This is a genomic window from Gordonia sp. SID5947, from assembly GCF_009862785.1.
Classification (GTDB): Bacteria; Actinomycetota; Actinomycetes; order Mycobacteriales; family Mycobacteriaceae; genus Gordonia.
Genome location: NZ_WWHU01000001.1, coordinates 2414890 through 2434562 on the forward strand (window position 1 = coordinate 2414890; position 19673 = coordinate 2434562).

The following is a 19673-nucleotide window of genomic DNA, read 5'->3' on the forward strand; positions in this document are numbered from 1 at the left end:
ATCAGTTCTGGAATCCGACAGTGAAGTCATGTCCCCACAAACTCACGGCGGTACTCTCCCTGGCCACCCATTCGTCGTCGACGACGGTCCTTCCCTCACAACCGAACTCGACGTCGAATCCGCCGGGCGTCTTCATGTAGAAGGACAGCATCAGGTCATTGACGTGACGCCCGAGGGTCGCCGACATCTTCACCTTCTTGCGCAGCGCGCGATCCAGGCACAGGCCGACGTCGTCGGAATTCTCCACTTCCAGCATGAGGTGCACGATCCCGGTGCTGTTGGGAATCGGCAGGAACGCCAACGAATGATGGCGTGGATTGCATCCGAGGAACCGGAGCCACGGCGACTCGTCGCCCTCTTCGCGACCCACGGCCTGCGGGGGCAGACGCATGGAGTCACGCAGGCTGAATCCCAGCACATCTCGGTAGAACACCAACGCCGCCTTGTCGTCGTCACACGTCAGGACCACGTGGCCGAGTCCCTGCTCACCGGTGACGAATCGATGCCCGTACGGGCTGACCACCCGCCGGTGCTCGAGGGCGACACCGTGGAACGCCTCGATGGTGTTGCCTGCCGGATCGGTGAAGACGATCATCTCGACGACCCGCCGGTCGGCGAGTTCGTCGTCCTTGCCCTCCCGGAAGATCACTCCTGCCGCCGAGAGTCGATCCCGGACATCCTGTAGCGCTTCGGCATTCGCGCATTCCCAGCCGGAGCTGGCCAAGCGGTCGTGTTCGCCCGGGACGATCACCAGACGGGCCGGGAAGTCGTCCATCCGAAGGTAGAGGGCGCCATCGGTGAGGCCCTTCCCCTCGATCATGCCGAGCACCTTGAGGCCGTAGTCGCGCCAGGCGTCGACGTCGGTGGCCTCGATTCTCATGTATCCGAGAGACCGGATCGGACTGTCACTCATCTCGCTCCTACTGGTCGTTGCTCGCCATGATCTTCTGCCATTTGATCTGGCCCCTGGTCCCCAGCCCTGGCCTTGAGGAGGGAACCGTCGCCCCTCCCCCGCCCCTGAGGAGGGAGCTTTCGACCGCCCCGAAGGGCCGCTCCGCATCCTCAGGGAGGCACAAGGTTCAGACCATGCTGTCGCCGATGGGGATGCCGAACTCACCGTTACCGAAGGCGACGTAGGCACGCTCGGGATCGTTGGCCGCGTGGACACGCCCGCCGTGCGCGTCACGCCAGAACCGCTGGATCGGCGAGTCGAGGTTGAGCGCACCACCGCCGGAGTTCTCGAAGAGCGTGTCGATCGCGGCGACGGCACGCGCGGTGGCACGCACCTGATCACGCCGCGCCGCCAGGCGCAGTTCCATCGGAGGCTCTTCGCCCGCGAGGATCAGGTCGTACTCCTCCTGCAGGTTGCCCGTCAGCTGACGCCACGCGGCGTCGATGTCGCTGGCCGCTCCCGCGATACGCACCTTGGCGAACGGGTCGTCCTTGCTCTTCTCGCCGGCATAGGCGGCGCGGACTCGCTTGCCCTGGTGCTCGACGTGTGCCTGGTAGGCGCCGTAGGCCATGCCGACGATGGGCGTCGAGATGGTGCTCGGATGGATGGTGCCCCACGGCATCTTGTAGACCGGCGCGGTGTTCTGCTCGAGTCCCGGGCTCTGATAGGTGGCCATGGTCCGCATGCTCAGCACGCGGTGCGTCGGCACGAACGCATCCTTGACCTCGATCGTGTTGGAGCCAGTGCCCTTGAGCCCCACCACGTGCCACACGTCTTTGATGTTGTAGTCCTCGCGCGGCAGCAGGTAGGAGACGAAGTCGACCGGCTTGCCGTTCTTGATGACGGGACCACCCACGAAGACCCAGTCGGCGATCTCACATCCGGACGAGAACGCCCAGTTGCCGTTGACCTTGTAGCCGCCGTCGACGACCTCGCCCATACCCATCGGCGCATACGAGGAGGAGATGCGGACCGAGGTGTCCTTGCCCCAGACGTCCTCCTGGGCCCGCTGATCGAAAAGGGCGAGGTGCCAGTTGTGGATGCCGATGATGCCCGACACCCATCCCGTCGAACCGCATGCGGTGGAGATCCGGCGGACAGCCTCGTAGAACGTGACCGGGTCCACCTGGTACCCGCCCCACTGCTCCGGCTGCATCAGTTTGAAGAAGCCGGCGCCTTCGAGGCTGGATACGGTCTCTTCCGGGATGCGACGCAGGTCCTCGGTCTGCTGAGCCCGCTGTTCGATCTCGGGAAGCAGCGCGTTGATCTTCTCCAGGACCTGCTCGGCCGCTTCGCTGCGCTGACTTCGCCCGCTCCCGGCGCCGGGTTGTGTTGCTGGCATCTCGCCCGCTCCTACTCGTTGCTCGACGACCGTCGTGGTCGCCCCTGGTTCTCGTCCGTCTTGAGATTAGAACACGTTCTCATTTATGTCGAGCACTGGGACTTTGGGCCGATTGCCTGCCCTGATCTACGCCTCGGTGCGCGATTCGTTCCCCATTTTTGTAACATGTTCTAGTATTGGCAGTGAGCCGATTCGCACCGAACGGGCGAGTCACGCGTCAGATGACAGGAGTAATGGATGTCTGCGACACCCGACACGAAGGCCGGCACAGCCCCCGCCGGTGACGATGTCGACGTCCGAGAGATCGATACGGGCGCGCCTCCCACGCGTTTCGCACGCGGCTGGCACTGCCTTGGCCTCGTGTCGGAGTTCACCGACGGCAAGCCACACTCGGTACAGATCTTCGGCACCAAGCTGGTGGTGTGGGCAGATCAGGACGGCAACGTGAACGTCCTCGACGCCTACTGCCGGCACATGGGCGGGGACCTCAGCCAGGGCAGCGTCAAGGACGGCAATGTCGCCTGCCCCTTCCACGGATGGCAATGGAAGGGCAACGGCCGGTGCGCCACCGTGCCGTATGCCAAGCGCAACCCGAAGCTCGCCAAGACGCGGGCATGGCCCACGATGACCCGCAACGGTCAGATATTTGTCTACAACGACCCCGAGGGCAACCCGCCGCCCGAGGAGAGCATCATCCCGGATCTCGAAGAGGTCGGCTCCGACGAGTGGACCGACTGGACCTGGAACCGGATCGTGATCGAGGGATCCAACTGCCGCGAGATCATCGACAACGTTGTCGACATGGCGCACTTCTACTATGTCCACTTCGCGCTTCCCGACTACTTCAAGAACGTCTTCGAGGGCGAAGTCGCCGCGCAGTACATGAACTCGCACGGCCGTCCCGACGTCTCGCTGGGCACCAATTACGGCGACAGCCGCCTCGAGTCCATCGCCGCCTATTACGGCCCCTCGTACATGCTCAATCCGATGGTCCAGTACTACGGCGGCTATGCGGTGGAGACCATCCTGACCAACTGCCACTACCCGATCGACGCCAACTCGTTCGTGCTGATGTACGGCGTGATGGCCAAGGTCCCCGACGGTCTCACCGCCGAGCAGGCCTCGAAGATGGCCACGAAGATCTCCGCGGGTGTCGAGGTCGGCTTCCTCCAGGATGTCGAGATCTGGAAGAACAAGACGCGGATCGACAACCCGCTCCTCGTCGAAGAGGACGGGCCGGTCTACCAACTGCGCCGTTGGTACGAGCAGTTCTACGTCGACAAGGCCGACGTCAGCGAGGAGATGACCCAACGCTTCGAGTACGAGATCGACACCGAGAAGGCACTCGAGAGCTGGGGCGTCGAGATCCAGGAGAACCTGCGCCGTCAGGAGGAGGAAGCCGAGACCGGCGGCCGCGACGCCGAATCCTCGGAGAAGGCCGAGGTCTGAGGCGATGACGCGGGCGGCCGAGCGCAACGGGGGCACAGGGTCATCGGATTGGGCCAAGGCGCCCGATTTCCATGCCGATCCCGACCGGCGCGCGGCCGTCCACCAAGCCACCGAACGCGACCGCGATCATTACCTGCGCGGTGGGATGCGGGAGATCGAATGCCGTAGCTGTCATGCCTGCGTACTCGTGAAGAAGACCAGTTCGTTCCACACGAGCGTGCAATGGAACACGGAGGCGCGCGCCAGGTGTGACCACCTCGAACCCGACCACAGCACCGGCCGAGCTCTCCTGCCGGGGGCGATGATGCCGACCTGCCCACGGATGTCGGCCAGCATCGACCATGGGGTGGCAGAGGGGATCATTCCGGATCAGTCACCGGAAACCGATCCCGACGGCTACTGGTGACTTGCCCCACGGGCCACTCCAGTAACTCCCGTCCCGATCTCAACCAAAGGTTGAGCCAATCCTGGCCGGTTCGGTCACTGTATTGGCATGCAGATTCTTCGACGTCGTGTAGTCGGCATTGCGTGTGCGGCCGGCATTGCGATCGGCGCGTCAGTTGCGGCGCAGCCCCTTGCCCTCGCAGACACCGGTTCGGCCGGTTCGTCGGGGTCGGTGGAGATCTACCTGCCGATATCGACGCCGGCGGGGATACAGGCACTCAACGCCGCGGTGACGCAGATAGGCAAGCCGTACAAGTGGGGCGGGACCGGGCCGAACTCCTGGGACTGCTCGGGACTCGTGCAATGGGCCTTCCGAACGGCCGGAATCCAACTCCCCAGGGTCAGCCAGCAGCAGGCCAGAGTGGGCCATGCGATCCCGATGCCGGCTCTGGCGCCGGGCGACATCATGATCTTCTGGCCGGACGCCAGTCATGTGGGCATCTACGCGGGATTCGGTCAGGTGTTCAACGCCTACGGCCCCAACGGCGTGCCGATCGGATTCACACCCGTCGACCGCATGCCGCCGATCAAGACGATCCGTCGGATCGGTTAGCCACATCCGTCTGCGGGCCGGCATCAGCCGTGCCGTCGCGCCCGACGATCACCGTCGACATCATGAGGCCGATCAGCACCACACTGACGACGAGGACCCCGACCAGTCCGTAGCCCACGGAGATGATCGGGGTGTCGGAGTCGACGGCGTCGGTGACCCGCGACTCGAACAGGTGCTTGCCGGGATCGGACAGCGTCACCACGGCGACGACCAGTGCAACCACCGCCCCCACGCCGACGACCACCACGGCCGGCCATCGCAACTCCGATCGCCACCAGGCCAGCGCCGCGGCGATCGCGATCACCACCCCGACGATGACGGTGACGAGACCCGGCCTGCGGGTCAGGTCTTCCAGGAACGCGACGTCCTCGGGTGCGGCGCCCGGCACCGAGACACGGCCAAGACCGGTGACCGACGGCTTGACCCCCTGATCGGAAACACCCCAGGGGACGAGACTCAACGCAACGAGCAGCAGTCCGCCGATGAGCCCGGCGGGCCAGGTCCATCGGCGCACATCGCCGGGCCGTGGTCGGTCGACTCCGTCGGTCATTCCTCCAGGGTGCCATGCGGCCAGAACGGATCACGCCCGGTCAGTCCGGCCAGCCGGTCGACGATCCGCGCGTCGTCCGGGACCTCGACGACCGGCCCGAACATGCCCTCGCGTTCGTTCTGCGGTTGCGGCGGATGGTGGAAGTCGTAGACGACCTGCAGGATCTCGTCGGGCAGATCGAGGTCGGCACCGATACTGCGCGCCACATCCCAGCCGTGGAGGACCAGTTCGGAGAGCGCGATGGTGCCCATGATCTCGGCCGGGGCGTCTACCCCACCGGCCTGAGTCATCCCCTGCCAGGCTTCCGGTCGACGCCAGCTCGCGGCCAGATCACGTACCCGCGACGGCAGGGCCGTTCGCCAATCGTCGGGCAATACACTCTCCGACACCTGGGGTGCCGTGGACGTCGACGCCCCCAGGTCTTTTCGCGCCGCCGCAGTGAACGCTTCGCTCAGTCCGATCACGTGCGCCAACAACGCACCGAGATCGGTACCCGCGCATGGCGTCGGTCGGTGGAGCGAGTCGTCGTCGACTTCGCCGGTGAGGCCGATCATCGCGTCGGCCGCGGTGGAGATCTGTGCTTCATACGTGACATCGGTGGGCTGCATCGGGGCTCCTCGATCGGTTGTGACAGCGGTCCGTCGAAGGTGTCGACCCGATCGGCCGCCCGTTCTCATCGGTCTCCCCGGATTGCGGCATGTCGCCGATGAGTTTGCGCAACCCTTGAGGTCAACAGACGTGAACGACCCCAACCCGCGAGAGGAACGACGATGACTGACTATTCGGCGCCGGCCGGCGCACCGATCTGGTTCGACCTGATGAGCAGTGATCCCGCCAAGGCCGCGGAGTTCTATGGTGCGCTGTTCGGCTGGGAGGTCGAGGCACCTCCGCGCGAGGAGTTCGGCGGCTATCAGAACTTCACCAAGAACGGCAAACGGGTCGCGGGGTTGAGCCCCTACATGGCCGAGGCCGGTGGGCCGTCGGACGTGTGGTCGGTCTACCTGCACTCGGAGGATCTGGCCGCCACGAGCAAAGCGGTCGAGGAAGCAGGCGGAAGCATCATGTTCCCGCCGATGGACGTCGGCGACGAAGGGACGATGATGGTCGCCACCGACAGCGCGGGCGCCACCATCAGCTTCTGGAAGCCGAATCAGCATCACGGCTTCAGCCAGTGGGGTGATCACGGCACGCCGTACTGGTTCGAATCACACTCCAAGGACTACGCGAAGTCGATCGAGTTCTACAAGGCGGTGCTCGGTGCGCGTATCGAGGAGGTCGGCACAGGTGGCGACCCCGACGCGGTCGGCCCCGATCACTACGGGCAGGTGTTCGTCGGCGAGAGCTCCTACAGCGGGATCATGGATGCCGCCAAGATCCACCCGCCGGAGGTGCCCTCATTCTGGCAGGTCTACATCACCGTCGACGACGTCGCGGCGTCGGTGTCCCAGGTCGAGTCGCTCGGAGGGACGGTGCTGATGCCCGGCGAAGTGACGCCGTACGGCACGTTGGCCGCGGTGACCGATCCACTCGGAGCCATCATCTCCCTGGGGCATCCGCCGGCCGGGATGTAGGCGACCAGCCGAGCCGCAGCTCACGCGGGCCCGCTCGGTTCACGCGGGTTGTCGACGACCCGCGGGAGCCGAGCGGACACGCGTTCCCCCGGTTAGCCGGCGAGCTCCGAAATAGCTTCTCGCGTATCGAGATCGGCGTACGCAACCGAGTACCGCCGAGCAAGCGCCCTGGCGATGTCGGGACGCTGCCAGAGCTCGCCCGCGCTCGCCGTGCAGAGCCACAGCGTCAAGCCGTGCGCCACCGACGTGCGGTAGCCTAACAGGATCTCGTCGGCGGCCGGCTTCTCACTCTCGGGCAGGGCCAGCGCGTCGCGGTACTCGGTCAGCAGGTCGCGCTCGCTGTGTCGCCGATCGTCCACCGTGAGAGCTCCCTGCAGGAAGTACCCCAGGTCCAGCGACCAGTTGCCGCGTCGAACCACCTGCCAGTCGAGGAAGCCCACTTCACCGTCGGGGAGCACGTAGGTGTTGCCGATGTGCGGATCACCGTGCAGCAACGTCTGGGGCCCCTTGGTCAGCGTACGGATGTACGGCTTCCAGATGTCATCGATCAGGTCACCGATGCTCAGCGACGACACCTCGTCGGGCACATCGTCACCGAGGTACGCGAACGCCTGCTCGATCGGCGCCGCATCCATGCCCTCCCACGTCTCGAACGGTTCGAGCCAGCCCAGCGATGATTCCGCCGCGATACGGGGCCCCCAGTACCGGCCGTGCAGGCGGGCCAGCGCCCGAACCCCGTTGGCCGCCTGCTCGACGGTCATCGGCCGTGTGGCGTCACGCATGTCGGCGCCGCGCGCCACCATGTCCTCCATCACGAGGCAGAAGTTGTCGGCGTCGGCGTCGATCAGGGCGGCGTAGACCAGCGGAGTCTCGATCGGCAACGACACCCCGGAGTCGAACAGCCGTGGCTCGTGGAAGAGTCCACTTGTCATCTTGTGCAGTACAACATGTTCCGGGTCGACGGCTTTTGCGAAAACGGAGGCCGGGCCCGTGCCGTTCGCGTAACTGACACCCAGCCGCGCACGGCGGTTCGTGCCGTCGTCGCGCAGTTGCACGGATACCGCGGAGACCTCGGCGCCGGGATGGTTCGGGCCGAGTACCGCGCTCATCCATTCCGGGGTGATGTCGCTCCAGTCACTCGGGATCATCAACGGCGCCTGCGTCATCTCACCGCCAGCCTCTCTCCTGCCGGACGACGGGTGCCACCGCCGCATGGCGCCGGCACCCGTCGTGTTCGGACTCGGTCACATCTGCGCCCAGACGGTCTTCGACTGCAGGTACGTCTCGATACCTGCCTTGCCGGCTTCATATCCCCACCCGGACTGCTTGTACCCGCCGAACGGCATCGAGTGGTCGAACTGCAACTGGCAGTTGAGCCCGACGGTCCCGGCCTTCACTTCCTTCGCGAGCCGATGTGCCCGACCGAGATTCGTGGTCCAGATGGTCCCGGCCAATCCGTAGTCGGTGTCGTTGGCCAACGCGATGCCCTCGTCCTCGTCGTCGAACGGCAACACGGTGACGATCGGCCCGAAGATCTCCTCGTGGAAGAGCCTGCTCGAGGTGGGGTCCACCTTGGTCGCGATCGTCGGATGGACGAAATATCCCTGTCGATCGATCCGATGTCCGCCGGTGACCAGCTCCACGCCTTCGGTACGGCCTTGCTCGAGGTAGCCCATCACCCGCTTGAGCTGCTTGTCGCTGATGAGTGGGCCGATCATCGCGCCCTCGTCCTTCGGTCCGCCGAGCTGCAGGTTGTTCGCGAGCGTCGCGAGCCCATCGACAACACGGTCGTACACGCCCCGCTGCACAAAGATGCGCGAGCCCAACATGCACACCTGCCCGGAATGCAGAAAGCACCCGAAACCGGCCATGGCCGTGGCGGTGTCGAGGTCGGCGTCATCGAAGATCAACACCGGCGACTTGCCACCGAGTTCCAGGGTCACCTTGTTGAGGTTGCTCGATGCTGCCGAATGCACGATCTCCCTGCCGACCTCGGTGGAACCGGTGAAGGCCACCTTGTCGACGTCTGGGTGTGCGGTGAGCAATGCACCTGCGGTGTGGCCGTACCCGTTCACCAGGTTCACCACACCGTCGGGCACACCGGCCTCGGCGAGGATGCGGGTGAGCACCAGTGCCGAGAGTGGCGTCTCCTCAGCAGGTTTGACCACGGTGCTGCAGCCGGCAGCGAGTGCCGGAGCCAACTTGGCACAGAAGTTGAAGACCGGCCCGTTCCACGGGAAGATCAAGGCGACCACGTCGTACGGCTCTCGCAGCGTGTACGCATGCATGTGCGACTCGACGCCGGTGAGGCCACCGGTGTTCACATCGCGGGCGATCCCGTCGATCTTGGTGCACCAACCCGCGTAGTAGCGAAACCATTCCGAACCCACCTTGACGATGGTCTGCGCCTGGATCGGCGGAATGCCGGTGTTCACCGATTCCAGGTCGGCGAGCAGTTCCGCGTTCTGGTCGATCAGGTCGGCAACCTTCCAGAGCACTTTCGCACGGTCATAATCGGGCATCGCCGACCAGACCTTGGAGTTCGCCGCGGCCTTCGCGCGCGCGACCGCAGCGTTGATGGCCTCCGGACCTGCATCGGTGAACTCGGTGATCTGCTCTTCGGTGGCCGGATCGATGATCGGAATCACGTCTCCGGTTCCCGGTATTCCGCGGATCTCGTCCAACACAGCCTGGACCGTCATGGTTGTCCCCTTCGCTTCTCGGTGATTCTCTGCAGAAGGTCCGCACATCGGACCGCTCACGCGAGAGCGTGATCGACGGCCCGATTCGATGTCCAGCATCATCTCGGTGGTCGGGAGTGGCCTTGCCTCTGGCGCCGGAGCCCGCGTACGTGTTGGGCAGCGCAGTTCGCAATCACCTGGTCGGAACGCGGAGAGCGGAGCCGCGCTGGGGCGGGAAGGAGAAGTGGTGAACGATCCGAGAGGCGATGACGCCGGGCACCGACGCAGTGCGAGGAACTCTGATTCATCTGTGACACCGACGGACGCACCCTCAACTGCCTTGTCGGTGGCTGCAACGTCCACAACGATCCGAGGAGCTCAGACATGACGCGATCGCTCGTGAACGGCTTGAGCGAGGCCGGTCATCCCGAGACATCTTCGGATGACGCCACCGATCTGGAGCTGGCAGAGGCCGAGGTCGCCGCCGCCGAGGCAGAAGCCGCCGCCGCGAGGGCTCGTGCGGATGCTGCACTGGCACGCGCACGCGTCGCTCGTCTGCAACGTAGCGACACCACCCAAACGACCGGCGGTTCGCGGACCACCGAACCCGTCGACGCCGAGCCCGAGGCCACACCCGGCGAGGCCGTCGCCACCGACCCGACCATGCCCGCCGTCACGACATCGGACACCGATACGGGCACCCCCGACAAGGATGCGGTCGAGGTGGGCGCGAAGGGTCCCGGCCGACTCCGTCGGTTTGCGACCGGCATTCGCCGCCGGCTGCCCTCACCTCGTCGTCCGACAAAGCGCGGTGTCGCGGTCTCGGTGATGTCCGTGATCACCGTGGCGGCGCTCGCGGTTACCGCGTTCATCGGCTGGCACCATCACCAATCCGTTCAAGAGCACACCCGCGCAGCCGATTTCACCGCCGCTGCCGACCGAGGCGTCTTGGCGATCACCTCGCTCGACTACCAGAACGCGAAACGCGACGTGCAGCGCATCCTCGACCAGTCCACCGGAGCCTTCTACAACGACTTCAAAGGCCGTTCAGATGATTTCGCGTCCGTGATCGAACAGTCGAAGGTGACGACGAAGGGCAAGATCACCGGCTCGGCCGTCGAATCGGTGAACGGTGACAACGGCATCATCCTGGTCTCCGCGAGTTCGGAGGTCACCAACGCCGCCGGCGCAAAGCAAGAACCGCGGACCTGGCGTCTACGGGTGACCATGACCGACGTCGATGGCACGATGAAGATCTCGAAGGTGGATTTCGTACCGTGAGCAAAACCAAAGCTTCGCAGACCGATACCGACTCCCCCGACACCGACGGCACAGTCACCCCGACCGGTGACGAGGAAATCGTCGCGACGAGCACCGATGCCGTCGGAGCGTCCGATGCGGGGGGACGCCTGGCGACGTCACTCCGTCAGGACCAGAGTCGTCGACACCGAGTCGATTCGGCCGTCTACGCGCTCCTTTCACCCGCAGTCGATCGGTCCCCATCGCACTCGGGTCGTCACGATCGCATCCGTGGCCGCGGCCGGAACCGCCTACGCGACCGTCTATCGCGATGACGTTGCCACCAGCGCGGAGTCGGCCCATGACGTCGTGGCGGCCGCCGATGACGGGACCGTGGCACTGTTGTCGTACTCGCCGAAGTCGCTGGATGCCGATCTCGCGAAGGGGCAATCGCATCTCACGGGCCAATTCCTCACGTACTACAAGGAATTCACCACCAAGGTCGTCAAGCCGGCGGCCACCGAGAACAACGTGGAAACCAAGGCACAGGTGATTCGTTCGGCGGTCTCCCGTCTGTCCGCCGATGACGCCCAGGTCTTGTCATTCGTGAACCAGTCCACCACGAGCAAGACCAAGCCGGAGCCCGAGCTGACCTCGAGCAGCGTCAAGATCTCCTTGCAGCGCGTAAACGGCGAGTGGCTGATCTCCTCGTTCGATCCGGTCTGAGCGCGCCCTACCGGGACCTGTACGTCGCCCAGCTCGATTCATTCGAGCTGGGCGACGTTCTCTGTGTCCTGTTTCGCGGCCGGGGGTTCGCGGGCCGGGGGTTCGCGGCCGGGGGTTCGCGGCCGGGGGTTCGCGGCGGGGGCCTGAGGCCCGAAAAGGAAACCCCGGGCCGCAGGGTGATCACCCGGCAAGTGCCCGCTCGGACACCGTACCCCTCATCCCTCATCCGTTCGTGATCGTTCCGGCCGGCCCCCGATGTCACCGCGGGAACATCCCCTGCCACGTCGACTCGCGGCCCTTCTGGGTGAGATCTGCTTGTCGATAACGGGTTCCGTCCTCACCCACATAGCTGCCATCGTCAGGGTCGTACTGCGCCGTCGCCACGGTCGGCCGTGTCGACGACTCACCGCCGTGATACCCGGACGGCGTCACGCCCTGACGCTGCAGGCTCGGGTCCGGTGGGTACGGACCGATCACGGGTTGGCGGGTGGCCAGCGGACGGAACTGCTCGTCGCTGTTGCACATCGCCGCTGTGGCCGCACGCTTGCCCGGCTTGGTCAGACACGGGATGTTGCGGGCTCCGCGCACACCGATCGGACTGTCCTGTGGCAGTTTGCAATACAGATCTTTGGGTGTGTCGATCGTGCTGGTGTCCTCCGGGGGCCGCCATTTCGACGGCGGAAGGAATCCGACGGTACACGCCGGCGGGTCGGAGGTGCCGCTGATCCGGAACGTACCGAGGCCTCGCTGTGTACCGTTGCGGTTCGGCTGAACCGCCTGGATCATCGAGATGGCAGGCGGCAGCAGGACAAGGATCTGTTCCAGGCCGGCGTTATAGGTGACTGCCAGCTGGCCCACCGTGGTCAGGTTGCCGAGCAACACCGGCAGTGTGAGCTTGACAGAGTCGAGCGTCTTCTCGACCTCGTCGGCAAACCCGGGCCCGGCGCTGAGGAGCTTGCGGACCTGTGGGGTGTTGGTGGCCAACTGGCCGGTGAAGCCCTCGAGATTCTTTGTCCACACCCGGATCGCGTCGGTGCTCTCGACCTGTGAATCCACCAGAGGCACCGAATCGTTCAGCAGCGCGCCGGTCTGGTTTCCGACGTCTTTCAGGCCTGCGGCCAGGGTCGACGACGAGGACACCAACCTCTGCAGATCGTAGCCCCGCCCCCCGAGACTCTGGTTCAGTTGGTCGACGAGTGTGAACAGTCGGTCCTTCGGAATGCTGGTCACCAGTCCGTTCAATTTCTCCAGCATCGGCGCTACCGGCGGCGGCACGTTCACGGCATCCGATTCGATGACCGAGCCGTCGTGGAGATAGGGCGGATCGCTCGTGTGCGGCCGAAGGTCGACGTAGAGTTCTCCGACGGCCGACATGCTTCGGATGTCGGCCTTGAGGTTGCTGGGTATGTGCTGGTCGCTACTGATCGACAGCGTGGCCCGAATCCCGTTGTCGGTCAGCGACACATCGGTGACCTTGCCGACGTCGACGCCTCGATAGCTCACATTTGCGAACTTGTAGAGCCCTCCCGTGACCGGCGCGTCGAGGGTGACGTTGATCCTTCCGACCCCGAGCTTCGACTGAACCTGCATATAGGAGAACAGCATCATCCACGTCGCGATGATCGCCAGCACGGTGAAGATGGCCAATTGGATACGAACGAACCTCGAGAGGATCATCGCCCACCTCCTCGTCGTGGCGAGATGGGGGTGAACAGCGGATTGTGGGTGGGCTTGCTGCTGTAGCCCGGGTCCCCGGGCGCGAACGGGACCGTCTCGGTCGGATCACCCCATGGCGTTCCCAACAGCAATTCCTTCTTCAATCGCGGCACGGTGAGGTCCACGGTGGCGTGCAGATTCACGTAGTCTCCACGCACCGCACGATCGATCACCTTCTGCCCGTACGGGAACACCAGAGCGTAGGCCAGCGCCGCATTCATCTGCGGACCGACGTCGGCAAGCGCCCGCAGCGTCGGCTGGAGATGGCGGAGATCGGTCAGCAGATCGGATCGCACCTGGGTGACGACGCCGGTCGTGGTATCGGAGAACACGCGCAGTCGGTCGAGAGCCGTGGTGATCTGGGGCATCTGCTGCTGCAGGACCGCCAGCCCCGGGGGATCTTGTCCAGCGCCTCATCGATCACCCGATCCTGTGCGGCAAATCCGGAACTGAGTCGACGCGCCTGTGAGAGCAGATCCACCAGATCGCCGCGTTGTCGATTCAGGGTGTTGACGAGGGTCGACGCCCTCCCGAGGAGCTGGCGGACATCATCCTCCCGGCCGCCGAATCCGTCGTTCAGCGAACGGATGATCCCACCCAGTTGTCCCAGACCGCCGCCGTTGACCACCGACGACACCGCCGCCAGTGTCTCTTCGGTCGACGGATAGGACGCCGAGCGAGCAAGCGGAATCGTCGAGTCAGGCGCGAGCTGACCGACCGGCGACTCGCCCCTGGGGGATCCAGCGCCAGGTGCATCGATCCCAACAGACTCGTCTGCCCCACGGTCGCTTTGGCATTCCCCGGTACCACCGTGCCCTTCTTCAGACGCACGTCGACCACGGCATGCCACGCACGCACCCGCATCTCACCTACGCTGCCAACTTCCACATCATCGACGAAGACCGGTGAATTCTCGGACAGCGTGCCGACATTCGCGATCTCGACGGTGATGTGATAGTCGTCTCCGGAGGTACCGACGGTACCCGGCAGCGCCAGTGAGTTCACTCCGTTCCACTCACATCCGGTGCCCAGCAGCGCCACACAGAACAGCGTCACGACCATGCCCATCAGCGACAGCCGTCGTGCCCCTCGCCTCATCGTCGTCCTCGCTGTCCGGGGAAGAGCAACTCGTCGCGCGACTGTGCACTCGTGTTCTGCGATTTGCTCGGCATCAGGCTCTTCTCGCTGTAGATCACATTCGACGGATCCGGCCCCAGCACCGGATTGACAGGCACCGGAAGATAATTGAACGACAGCATGGGGGCGATCGGACCGAGGTACTTCCGGCACCTCTTCGCACCTTCGGCAGCCGTCAGGTTCTCGATGCTGGCAACCGACGAGCAGATGAACTGGATCGGATTCGAGAAATTGTTGACGGTGAAGACACCCGTCTCGGTGCCGGTGTCGGGGTTGTAGATGTTGTAGAAGTTCGAGAGATTCGTCGGGAACGCGTGCAACAGCTGTTCCAGATCGGCGTCGTGATCGACGAGGACCTGGGTCACGGAGGCGAGTCGGCGCACCTGTTCGGACGCGGCATCTCGATTGGCGACGACAAAGCGTTGGACGTCCTGGACAGCGCGCGCAAGATTCTTCAGCGCCGCGTCGAGGTCGGATCGGCTGCCGTTCAGCACCGATGTCAGCGTTGCCAACCGATTCTCGAACTGCACGATCTGCGCACCGCTGTCACGCACTGCGCTGACAAAGGTCTGCACATTCCTGATCGTGTCGGCGATGTTCCCGGTGTTCTCGCCGAGGAGTTGAGCCAGATTGCCCAGCTCCCCGAGCGTCTCGCTCAGCTTCTTGCCATTGCCGTCCAGGGCACGTGAGGTGCTGTTGACGAATCGTCCGACCGAGCTCTCCGAGACATCACCCTGCGGTCCGAGATCCGTTGCCAGACGAGTGAGCTGGTCTTTGACCTCGTCCCACTCGACCGGTACCGCAGTATGTTCCCGCGGGATGGTCGCGCCATCGGCGATGACCGGGCCGCGGTTCACATACGCCGGTGTCAGTTGCACGTACCGGTCGGCGACCAGATTCTGCGCGACGATGATCGCCCGGGCGTCCGCCGGGATCTCGATGCCGTGATCGATGTTCAGTTTCATGCGGACAGTCGTGCCCTGCGGTTCGATCGCGGCGATCTTCCCGACCTTGACGCCCGCGACACGGACGTCATCGCCCACGTAGATGCCCGTGGTGGTGCCGAAGATCGCGTCGATGGTGGTCGGCCGGTTCAGTTGCCGATACCCCGCAAACAAGCCGGCCACCGCGAGGACGACCAGGACCACCGCCACAACGGCGAGGCGCGCCTGACGTGTCGCCGGTATCCACCGTTTCACGTTCGGCCGTTTCATCGGCCACCACCAGGCAACGGTATCTGCGCTCCGGGCAATGGGAACTTGGCCTCCGGGTGGACGCCGAATGCCCGATCGATGAACGGCTGGAGCAGCGGGCCGGGCAGGAGATTTGCGACGTAGGCCTGGTAGAACGGGCCACTCGACACCGCTTCGCCCTGGGTCTGTGACACCTTCACGTAGCCGGCGAGCGCCTTTCCCAGGTCGTCACGGTTGCGCTCGAGCATGGCGAGCACAGAGTTCAGCTGGGTCAATGTCGGCTTCAATTGTTCCTGATTGTCGGCCACCAGGTTCGACAGTTCCTTCGCGACCGCCGAGGTGTTGACCAGCAACGACGAGATGGCCTGACGCCGATCCACGAGTGTGTCGAGGAGAAGGTTCGCGTTGAGTATCAGTGAGTTCACCCGGGTCGCACGCGATCCGATCACCGACGTGACGTCCCTGGTGGTCGACAGCAGGGTGCGCAGGGCCTCGTTGCGGGAGTTGATACCCCGCGACATCTCCGCGAGCCCGTCGAAGGTCGGTCCCAGATCGGGAGCCACATCGGTCATCGTCGTCGACAACACATCCAGCGACTTGTTCAATGCCTTTGTGTCGATACCCGAGGAGTTGTTCGTCAGGTCATCGACCGCCTCGTTCAGCGAATACGGCGACGAGGTACGAGTCGCCGGGATGACATCCGAGGGCCCGAGGGTGCCCGACCCGGACGGCTCCACCGTCAGAATGCGCTGCCCCAGAAGCGATCCGGTCCTGATCTGCACGGTTGTGGTGGTGCCGAGGCGCGTGCCCTGGGCGACGGTGAAGGCCACCCTCGCCTGTCCGTTCTCCAACTTCACATCAGATACGGAACCGACGCGCGCGCCCGAGACGGTGACATCGGCACCGTTGGAGAGTCCTGCCGCCTCTTCGAAGTCCGCGTGATACGTGACGGAGGTGAACCAGGTGGCGGCCTTCGCCATGTTCAGACCGGCCATCACCAGCAGCGCTATCAGCGAGAGCCCCACGAAACCGGATCTGATCAGACCCGCACCGCGATATCTCAGCATCAGCCCGAGCACCTCCCCTTCGTCTGCTGGATCCAGGGCAGCTCGACAACCTTCCCGGAAGGGTCCGAAACCCGGACGCTCACTGCGCACACGTAGTACTGGATGAAGTTTCCGTAGGTGCCGGTGCGGACCAACTTGCGGAAGTTCTCCGGAGCACGTTGGACGGCATTCTCGAGTGTCGGCATGTCGTGCGTCAGATTCGGTGCCAGCCTGGACAACTGGTCGATGGAACCGGACAGTGGCGGACGCGCCTGCGTCAACAGGCTCGCGACGTCGGACGTTCCCTTGTCGAGCGCCGTGATCGCTGCCCCGATCGGATCTCGGTCTCTGGTCAGGTCGCCGATCACCGTGTCGAGCCTGTCGATGGTCTCGCCGAACCGCGTCCGGTCACCGTCGAGCGTGAGCATGACCTTTTTCAGCTGGTCGATCAGCTGCTCGATGACGCCCACGTTCTTTCCGAGGGTGGTGAACAGCGATGAGCTCCCTTCGAACAGGGCGCGCACCGTCCCGCCCTGCCCCTGGAGCACATCGAGCACAGCGGAACTGAGGGCGTTCACCTGTTTCGGCTCGAGACCGGCGATGACCGGTTTCAGTCCACCGAGCAGCACATCCAGATCGAGGGCCGGCTTTGTCAACGATGCCGGGATCTCGCTGCCGCCGTGCATCATCGACGTTCCGTGCCCCTCCGTGACCTCGAGGTATCGGTCGCCGACCAGGTTGAGGTATCGGACCGCTGCGCCGCTGCCGGTCGGTAGGCCGACCTCGCGGTCAACGTCGAACGTCACGCGGACCTTGTTGTCCGCACCGAGGTCGACGTTGTGGACGGTGCCCACTCGCACCCCGGCGATACGCACCGTGTCGCCGGACTTCAGCCCCGATACATCGGTGAAGACTGCGCGGTACCGCTCGGTGTCGCCGGACTGGTGGTCACTGAACACCAGCAGGAGGAACACCGCGACGAACAGCATGACCGTGGTGAACGCCGCGAACTTGAGCGTCGTGGGATGGAGCCTGAGTCTCACCGGGGTGCTCCGTCCGGAATCGGGCCGAACAATGCCTGCTGAAGACTCTTCACATTCAATTCCAACGACTTTCGTCCTCCGTCGTACGGGTTCGCTCCGGTGTCGGTCACCACGTACGGAGGTCTCTGTTGGTATTTCACCGGCAACACCGAGCACTGCGGGCCACCCGAGGCAGCCACCTTGGGCTTCTCGCTCTGCGTGTACGGCTCGGCGCCCCACAGGAAGTTCGCGGAGAGCCCCAGTCCTGGGAAGTCGGCGGGCGGGGACACCGCCAGGTTGCCGAAGCCATCGAGAGCACACGTCAGCGCCTCGTTGTACTCATCCGTCAGCGCGGAGGTCGGGACCAGCAGCTTCAATACCTTGGCCAGGGACTTGCGGTTGTCGCGCAACACATCGTCACCCGTGTTGGACAGGCCGATGAGGCTGGTCAGGAAGGCATCGAGGTTTCGCTGCTCGGCAACCAGCGTGTCACTGATGCCGCTCGTGTGTCTCACCGCGCCGAGCAGCGGCCGACTGGTGTCGGCGTACACACGCATCACCTCCGGTGCGTCACGTAAGAGAGATCGCAGGGCGGGTAATGCCGAGTTGGTGTGGTACATGAAGCTGTTCACATCGCTGAGCATCTGACCGAACTGTTCGCCGCGACCGCTCAGGCCGGTGGAGATCGCACTCAGCGCGGCGTTGAGCTCGGCGGGCCGAATCTGCGAGAGGACCTCCGTGAGATCGCCGAACACCGTGTTCACCTCGACCTCCACATCCTTGGCGCTCAGCACCTGATCGGCGCGCAGACGCCCGGACGGATGATCCGGCGTGACCAGCTCGACACCCTTGGCGCCGAATACCGTCGGCGCGGCGATGCGGGCGCCGACGTTGCCCGGGATCTTCTCGAGCTCACCCGGCGCGATCTCCAACGTCAGCTCGGCGGTGTCCTTCTGGTCGAAATCGATCTTCGAGACACGACCGACCGTGACCCCGCGCATCTGCACCTTGGCATCCGGGTCCATCACCAGGCCGGCACGTGGCGCAGTCACCGTCACGTGTGCGGACTGCTGGGTCATACCGGCGAACATCATGGCGGCGACCCCCACCAGCGCGACGATGATCACCAGCATCACTGCACCGGCCAATGGTCGCGTGACTTCCTTGGACATTTGCACGCCTCAGCCCGAGAGATTGAAGTTTCCGTTGGAGCCGTAGATGGCCAGGGCCACCAACAGCGTCACCGTCACCACGGCGACCAAGGAGGTACGCACCGCATCTCCGACCGCGACGCCGACGCCTGCCGGCCCGCCCCCGCGAAGAACCCGAAGTAGGTGTGGATCAGCAGGATCAACAAGGCCATCACGAACGCCTGCACAAACGACCACACGAGGTCGAGGGGATTGAGGAAGGTCGAGAAGTAGTGCGCGTAGAGTCCCGTCGATTGTCCGAGCATGACCACGGTGGTGAATTGGCACGCCGCAAACGACGCGATCAGCGCGATCGCATACAACGGTGCGATCACGATCATCCCGGCGGCGATCCGCGTGCCCACGACGTACGCGACGGGATCGATACCGAGTGATTCGAGCGCATCGATCTCCTCGTTGATCCGCATCGCCCCGAGTTGCGCGGTCGCACCGGCACCGAAAGTGGCCGCCAAGCCGATCCCGACGATGACCGGCGCCGCGATCCGCACATTGATGAAAGCCGACAAGAACCCGGTCAGGGCCTCGATCCCGATGTCTCCGAGCGTGCTGTATCCCTGTACCGCAAGCGTGCTACCGGTTGCGAGAGTGAGGAATCCGACGATCACGACGGTCCCGCCGATCAACGCCAGGTTGCCTGCGCCCATGCTCGTCTCGGCGATGAGCCGAATCGTCTCCCGACGGTAGTGGACCGCCGCGTGCGGAACGCTCCGAAGGGCCCTGAGGTAGAACAACGCATGGTCACCGAGGCGGCCGAGTACGTCGATCGGGCGCCTGATCTCTCTCGCGACACGCGGATGCAGCGAACTGGGGATGGCCGACGAACGGACCGCAGAAGGTATGA

General features: G+C 64.6%; 19 protein-coding genes and 1 pseudogene. 6 read left to right on the plus strand and 14 right to left on the minus strand.

What is annotated here, in order from left to right; all coding sequences use genetic code 11:
• Window position 1 precedes the first annotated feature (1 nt).
• Together hsaC and hsaA are read right to left on the minus strand one after the other, a co-directional pair.
• Window positions 2-913 carry an iron-dependent extradiol dioxygenase HsaC gene (gene hsaC, locus GTV32_RS11220; RefSeq protein WP_161060390.1) on the minus strand — a complete coding sequence of 304 codons (912 nt, stop codon included), beginning with the start codon at window positions 911-913 and terminating at the stop codon, window positions 2-4.
• Between the two features lie 166 nt (window positions 914-1079).
• Window positions 1080-2294: a 3-hydroxy-9,10-secoandrosta-1,3,5(10)-triene-9,17-dione monooxygenase oxygenase subunit gene (gene hsaA / locus GTV32_RS11225; protein ID WP_161060391.1), complete on the minus strand. Its 1215-nt coding sequence runs from the start codon at window positions 2292-2294 to the stop codon at window positions 1080-1082.
• A gap of 237 nt (window positions 2295-2531) precedes the next feature.
• On the opposite strand from hsaA, the gene GTV32_RS11230 reads away from it, so the two are divergent.
• The 3 genes from GTV32_RS11230 to GTV32_RS11240 all read left to right on the plus strand — a co-directional run bounded on the left by GTV32_RS11230 (window position 2532) and on the right by GTV32_RS11240 (window position 4740).
• The gene (locus GTV32_RS11230; protein ID WP_161060392.1) at window positions 2532-3743 is read left to right on the plus strand and encodes a Rieske 2Fe-2S domain-containing protein; all 1212 of its coding nucleotides are present in this window, start codon (window positions 2532-2534) and stop codon (window positions 3741-3743) included.
• 4 nt (window positions 3744-3747) lie between these two features.
• Complete coding sequence (locus GTV32_RS11235) at window positions 3748-4149, plus strand: hypothetical protein (RefSeq protein ID WP_161060393.1); 402 nt, start codon at window positions 3748-3750, stop codon at window positions 4147-4149.
• 87 nt (window positions 4150-4236) lie between these two features.
• Window positions 4237-4740 (plus strand): NlpC/P60 family protein, encoded by a 504-nt coding sequence (locus tag GTV32_RS11240; protein WP_161060394.1) that lies wholly within the window; start codon window positions 4237-4239, stop codon window positions 4738-4740.
• Here the strand turns inward: GTV32_RS11240 and GTV32_RS11245 are convergent.
• Both GTV32_RS11245 and GTV32_RS11250 read right to left on the minus strand, forming a co-directional pair.
• Window positions 4715-5290: a hypothetical protein gene (locus tag GTV32_RS11245; protein WP_161060395.1), complete on the minus strand. Its 576-nt coding sequence runs from the start codon at window positions 5288-5290 to the stop codon at window positions 4715-4717. The two genes, GTV32_RS11240 and GTV32_RS11245, sit on opposite strands and share 26 nt — an antisense overlap.
• Complete coding sequence (locus GTV32_RS11250; RefSeq protein ID WP_161060396.1) at window positions 5287-5898, minus strand: TIGR03086 family metal-binding protein; 612 nt, start codon at window positions 5896-5898, stop codon at window positions 5287-5289. Before GTV32_RS11250 ends, GTV32_RS11245 begins: the two co-directional genes overlap by 4 nt.
• 162 nt (window positions 5899-6060) lie before the next feature.
• Here GTV32_RS11250 and GTV32_RS11255 point away from each other — a divergent pair, with 162 nt between their 5' ends.
• Window positions 6061-6861, plus strand: coding sequence for a VOC family protein (locus GTV32_RS11255; protein ID WP_161060397.1), 801 nt, complete (start codon window positions 6061-6063; stop codon window positions 6859-6861).
• A gap of 92 nt (window positions 6862-6953) precedes the next feature.
• On the opposite strand, the gene GTV32_RS11260 is transcribed toward GTV32_RS11255, so the two are convergent.
• Together GTV32_RS11260 and GTV32_RS11265 are read right to left on the minus strand one after the other, a co-directional pair.
• Window positions 6954-8027: a phosphotransferase gene (locus tag GTV32_RS11260; protein WP_161060398.1), complete on the minus strand. Its 1074-nt coding sequence runs from the start codon at window positions 8025-8027 to the stop codon at window positions 6954-6956.
• 78 nt (window positions 8028-8105) lie between these two features.
• The gene (locus GTV32_RS11265; protein WP_161060399.1) at window positions 8106-9563 is read right to left on the minus strand and encodes an aldehyde dehydrogenase family protein; all 1458 of its coding nucleotides are present in this window, start codon (window positions 9561-9563) and stop codon (window positions 8106-8108) included.
• Between the two features lie 363 nt (window positions 9564-9926).
• Here GTV32_RS11265 and GTV32_RS11270 point away from each other — a divergent pair, with 363 nt between their 5' ends.
• Window positions 9927-10823 carry a hypothetical protein gene (locus GTV32_RS11270; RefSeq protein ID WP_161060400.1) on the plus strand — a complete coding sequence of 299 codons (897 nt, stop codon included), beginning with the start codon at window positions 9927-9929 and terminating at the stop codon, window positions 10821-10823.
• A gap of 249 nt (window positions 10824-11072) precedes the next feature.
• Window positions 11073-11507, plus strand: coding sequence for a twin-arginine translocation pathway signal (locus GTV32_RS11275; RefSeq protein ID WP_161060401.1), 435 nt, complete (start codon window positions 11073-11075; stop codon window positions 11505-11507).
• 258 nt (window positions 11508-11765) lie between these two features.
• On the opposite strand, the gene GTV32_RS11280 is transcribed toward GTV32_RS11275, so the two are convergent.
• The 8 genes and pseudogenes from GTV32_RS11280 to GTV32_RS11310 form a co-directional block, all read right to left on the minus strand.
• Window positions 11766-13184, minus strand: a complete 1419-nt coding sequence (locus tag GTV32_RS11280; protein ID WP_161060402.1) for an MlaD family protein — start codon at window positions 13182-13184, stop codon at window positions 11766-11768.
• Entirely contained in the window at window positions 13181-13591 is a 411-nt protein-coding gene (locus GTV32_RS23425; protein ID WP_237421520.1) for a hypothetical protein, read from the minus strand. The genes GTV32_RS11280 and GTV32_RS23425 overlap by 4 nt, the downstream gene beginning before the upstream one ends.
• Window positions 13592-13799: 208 nt before the next feature.
• Window positions 13800-14321: an MlaD family protein gene (locus tag GTV32_RS23430; protein ID WP_237421521.1), complete on the minus strand. Its 522-nt coding sequence runs from the start codon at window positions 14319-14321 to the stop codon at window positions 13800-13802.
• A complete protein-coding gene (locus GTV32_RS11290; RefSeq protein WP_161060403.1) occupies window positions 14318-15574 on the minus strand; it encodes an MCE family protein in 1257 nt (418 codons plus the stop codon). Before GTV32_RS11290 ends, GTV32_RS23430 begins: the two co-directional genes overlap by 4 nt.
• Window positions 15571-16620, minus strand: coding sequence for an MCE family protein (locus GTV32_RS11295; RefSeq protein ID WP_161060404.1), 1050 nt, complete (start codon window positions 16618-16620; stop codon window positions 15571-15573). Before GTV32_RS11295 ends, GTV32_RS11290 begins: the two co-directional genes overlap by 4 nt.
• Entirely contained in the window at window positions 16620-17642 is a 1023-nt protein-coding gene (locus tag GTV32_RS11300; RefSeq protein WP_343287295.1) for an MCE family protein, read from the minus strand. The genes GTV32_RS11295 and GTV32_RS11300 overlap by 1 nt, the downstream gene beginning before the upstream one ends.
• Window positions 17639-18793 (minus strand): MCE family protein, encoded by a 1155-nt coding sequence (locus tag GTV32_RS11305; protein ID WP_161060405.1) that lies wholly within the window; start codon window positions 18791-18793, stop codon window positions 17639-17641. The genes GTV32_RS11300 and GTV32_RS11305 overlap by 4 nt, the downstream gene beginning before the upstream one ends.
• Before the next feature lie 9 nt (window positions 18794-18802).
• Window positions 18803-19644: pseudogene (locus GTV32_RS11310) on the minus strand (ABC transporter permease).
• Window positions 19645-19673: the final 29 nt, after the last annotated feature.

Coding starts and splice junctions, on each gene's coding strand:
- GTV32_RS11305 (WP_161060405.1), bottom strand. CDS start 18,793: ATGTCCAAGGAAGTCACGCGACCATTGGCCGGTGCAGTGATGCTGGTG.
- GTV32_RS11230 (WP_161060392.1), top strand. CDS start 2,532: ATGTCTGCGACACCCGACACGAAGGCCGGCACAGCCCCCGCCGGTGAC.
- GTV32_RS23430 (WP_237421521.1), bottom strand. CDS start 14,321: ATGAGGCGAGGGGCACGACGGCTGTCGCTGATGGGCATGGTCGTGACG.
- GTV32_RS11255 (WP_161060397.1), top strand. CDS start 6,061: ATGACTGACTATTCGGCGCCGGCCGGCGCACCGATCTGGTTCGACCTG.
- GTV32_RS11295 (WP_161060404.1), bottom strand. CDS start 16,620: ATGCTGAGATATCGCGGTGCGGGTCTGATCAGATCCGGTTTCGTGGGG.
- GTV32_RS11265 (WP_161060399.1), bottom strand. CDS start 9,563: ATGACGGTCCAGGCTGTGTTGGACGAGATCCGCGGAATACCGGGAACC.
- GTV32_RS11250 (WP_161060396.1), bottom strand. CDS start 5,898: ATGCAGCCCACCGATGTCACGTATGAAGCACAGATCTCCACCGCGGCC.
- GTV32_RS11260 (WP_161060398.1), bottom strand. CDS start 8,027: ATGACGCAGGCGCCGTTGATGATCCCGAGTGACTGGAGCGACATCACC.
- GTV32_RS11235 (WP_161060393.1), top strand. CDS start 3,748: ATGACGCGGGCGGCCGAGCGCAACGGGGGCACAGGGTCATCGGATTGG.
- hsaA (WP_161060391.1), bottom strand. CDS start 2,294: ATGCCAGCAACACAACCCGGCGCCGGGAGCGGGCGAAGTCAGCGCAGC.
- GTV32_RS11245 (WP_161060395.1), bottom strand. CDS start 5,290: ATGACCGACGGAGTCGACCGACCACGGCCCGGCGATGTGCGCCGATGG.
- GTV32_RS11240 (WP_161060394.1), top strand. CDS start 4,237: ATGCAGATTCTTCGACGTCGTGTAGTCGGCATTGCGTGTGCGGCCGGC.
- GTV32_RS11280 (WP_161060402.1), bottom strand. CDS start 13,184: ATGATCCTCTCGAGGTTCGTTCGTATCCAATTGGCCATCTTCACCGTG.
- GTV32_RS11270 (WP_161060400.1), top strand. CDS start 9,927: ATGACGCGATCGCTCGTGAACGGCTTGAGCGAGGCCGGTCATCCCGAG.
- GTV32_RS23425 (WP_237421520.1), bottom strand. CDS start 13,591: ATGCCCCAGATCACCACGGCTCTCGACCGACTGCGCGTGTTCTCCGAT.
- hsaC (WP_161060390.1), bottom strand. CDS start 913: ATGAGTGACAGTCCGATCCGGTCTCTCGGATACATGAGAATCGAGGCC.
- GTV32_RS11290 (WP_161060403.1), bottom strand. CDS start 15,574: ATGAAACGGCCGAACGTGAAACGGTGGATACCGGCGACACGTCAGGCG.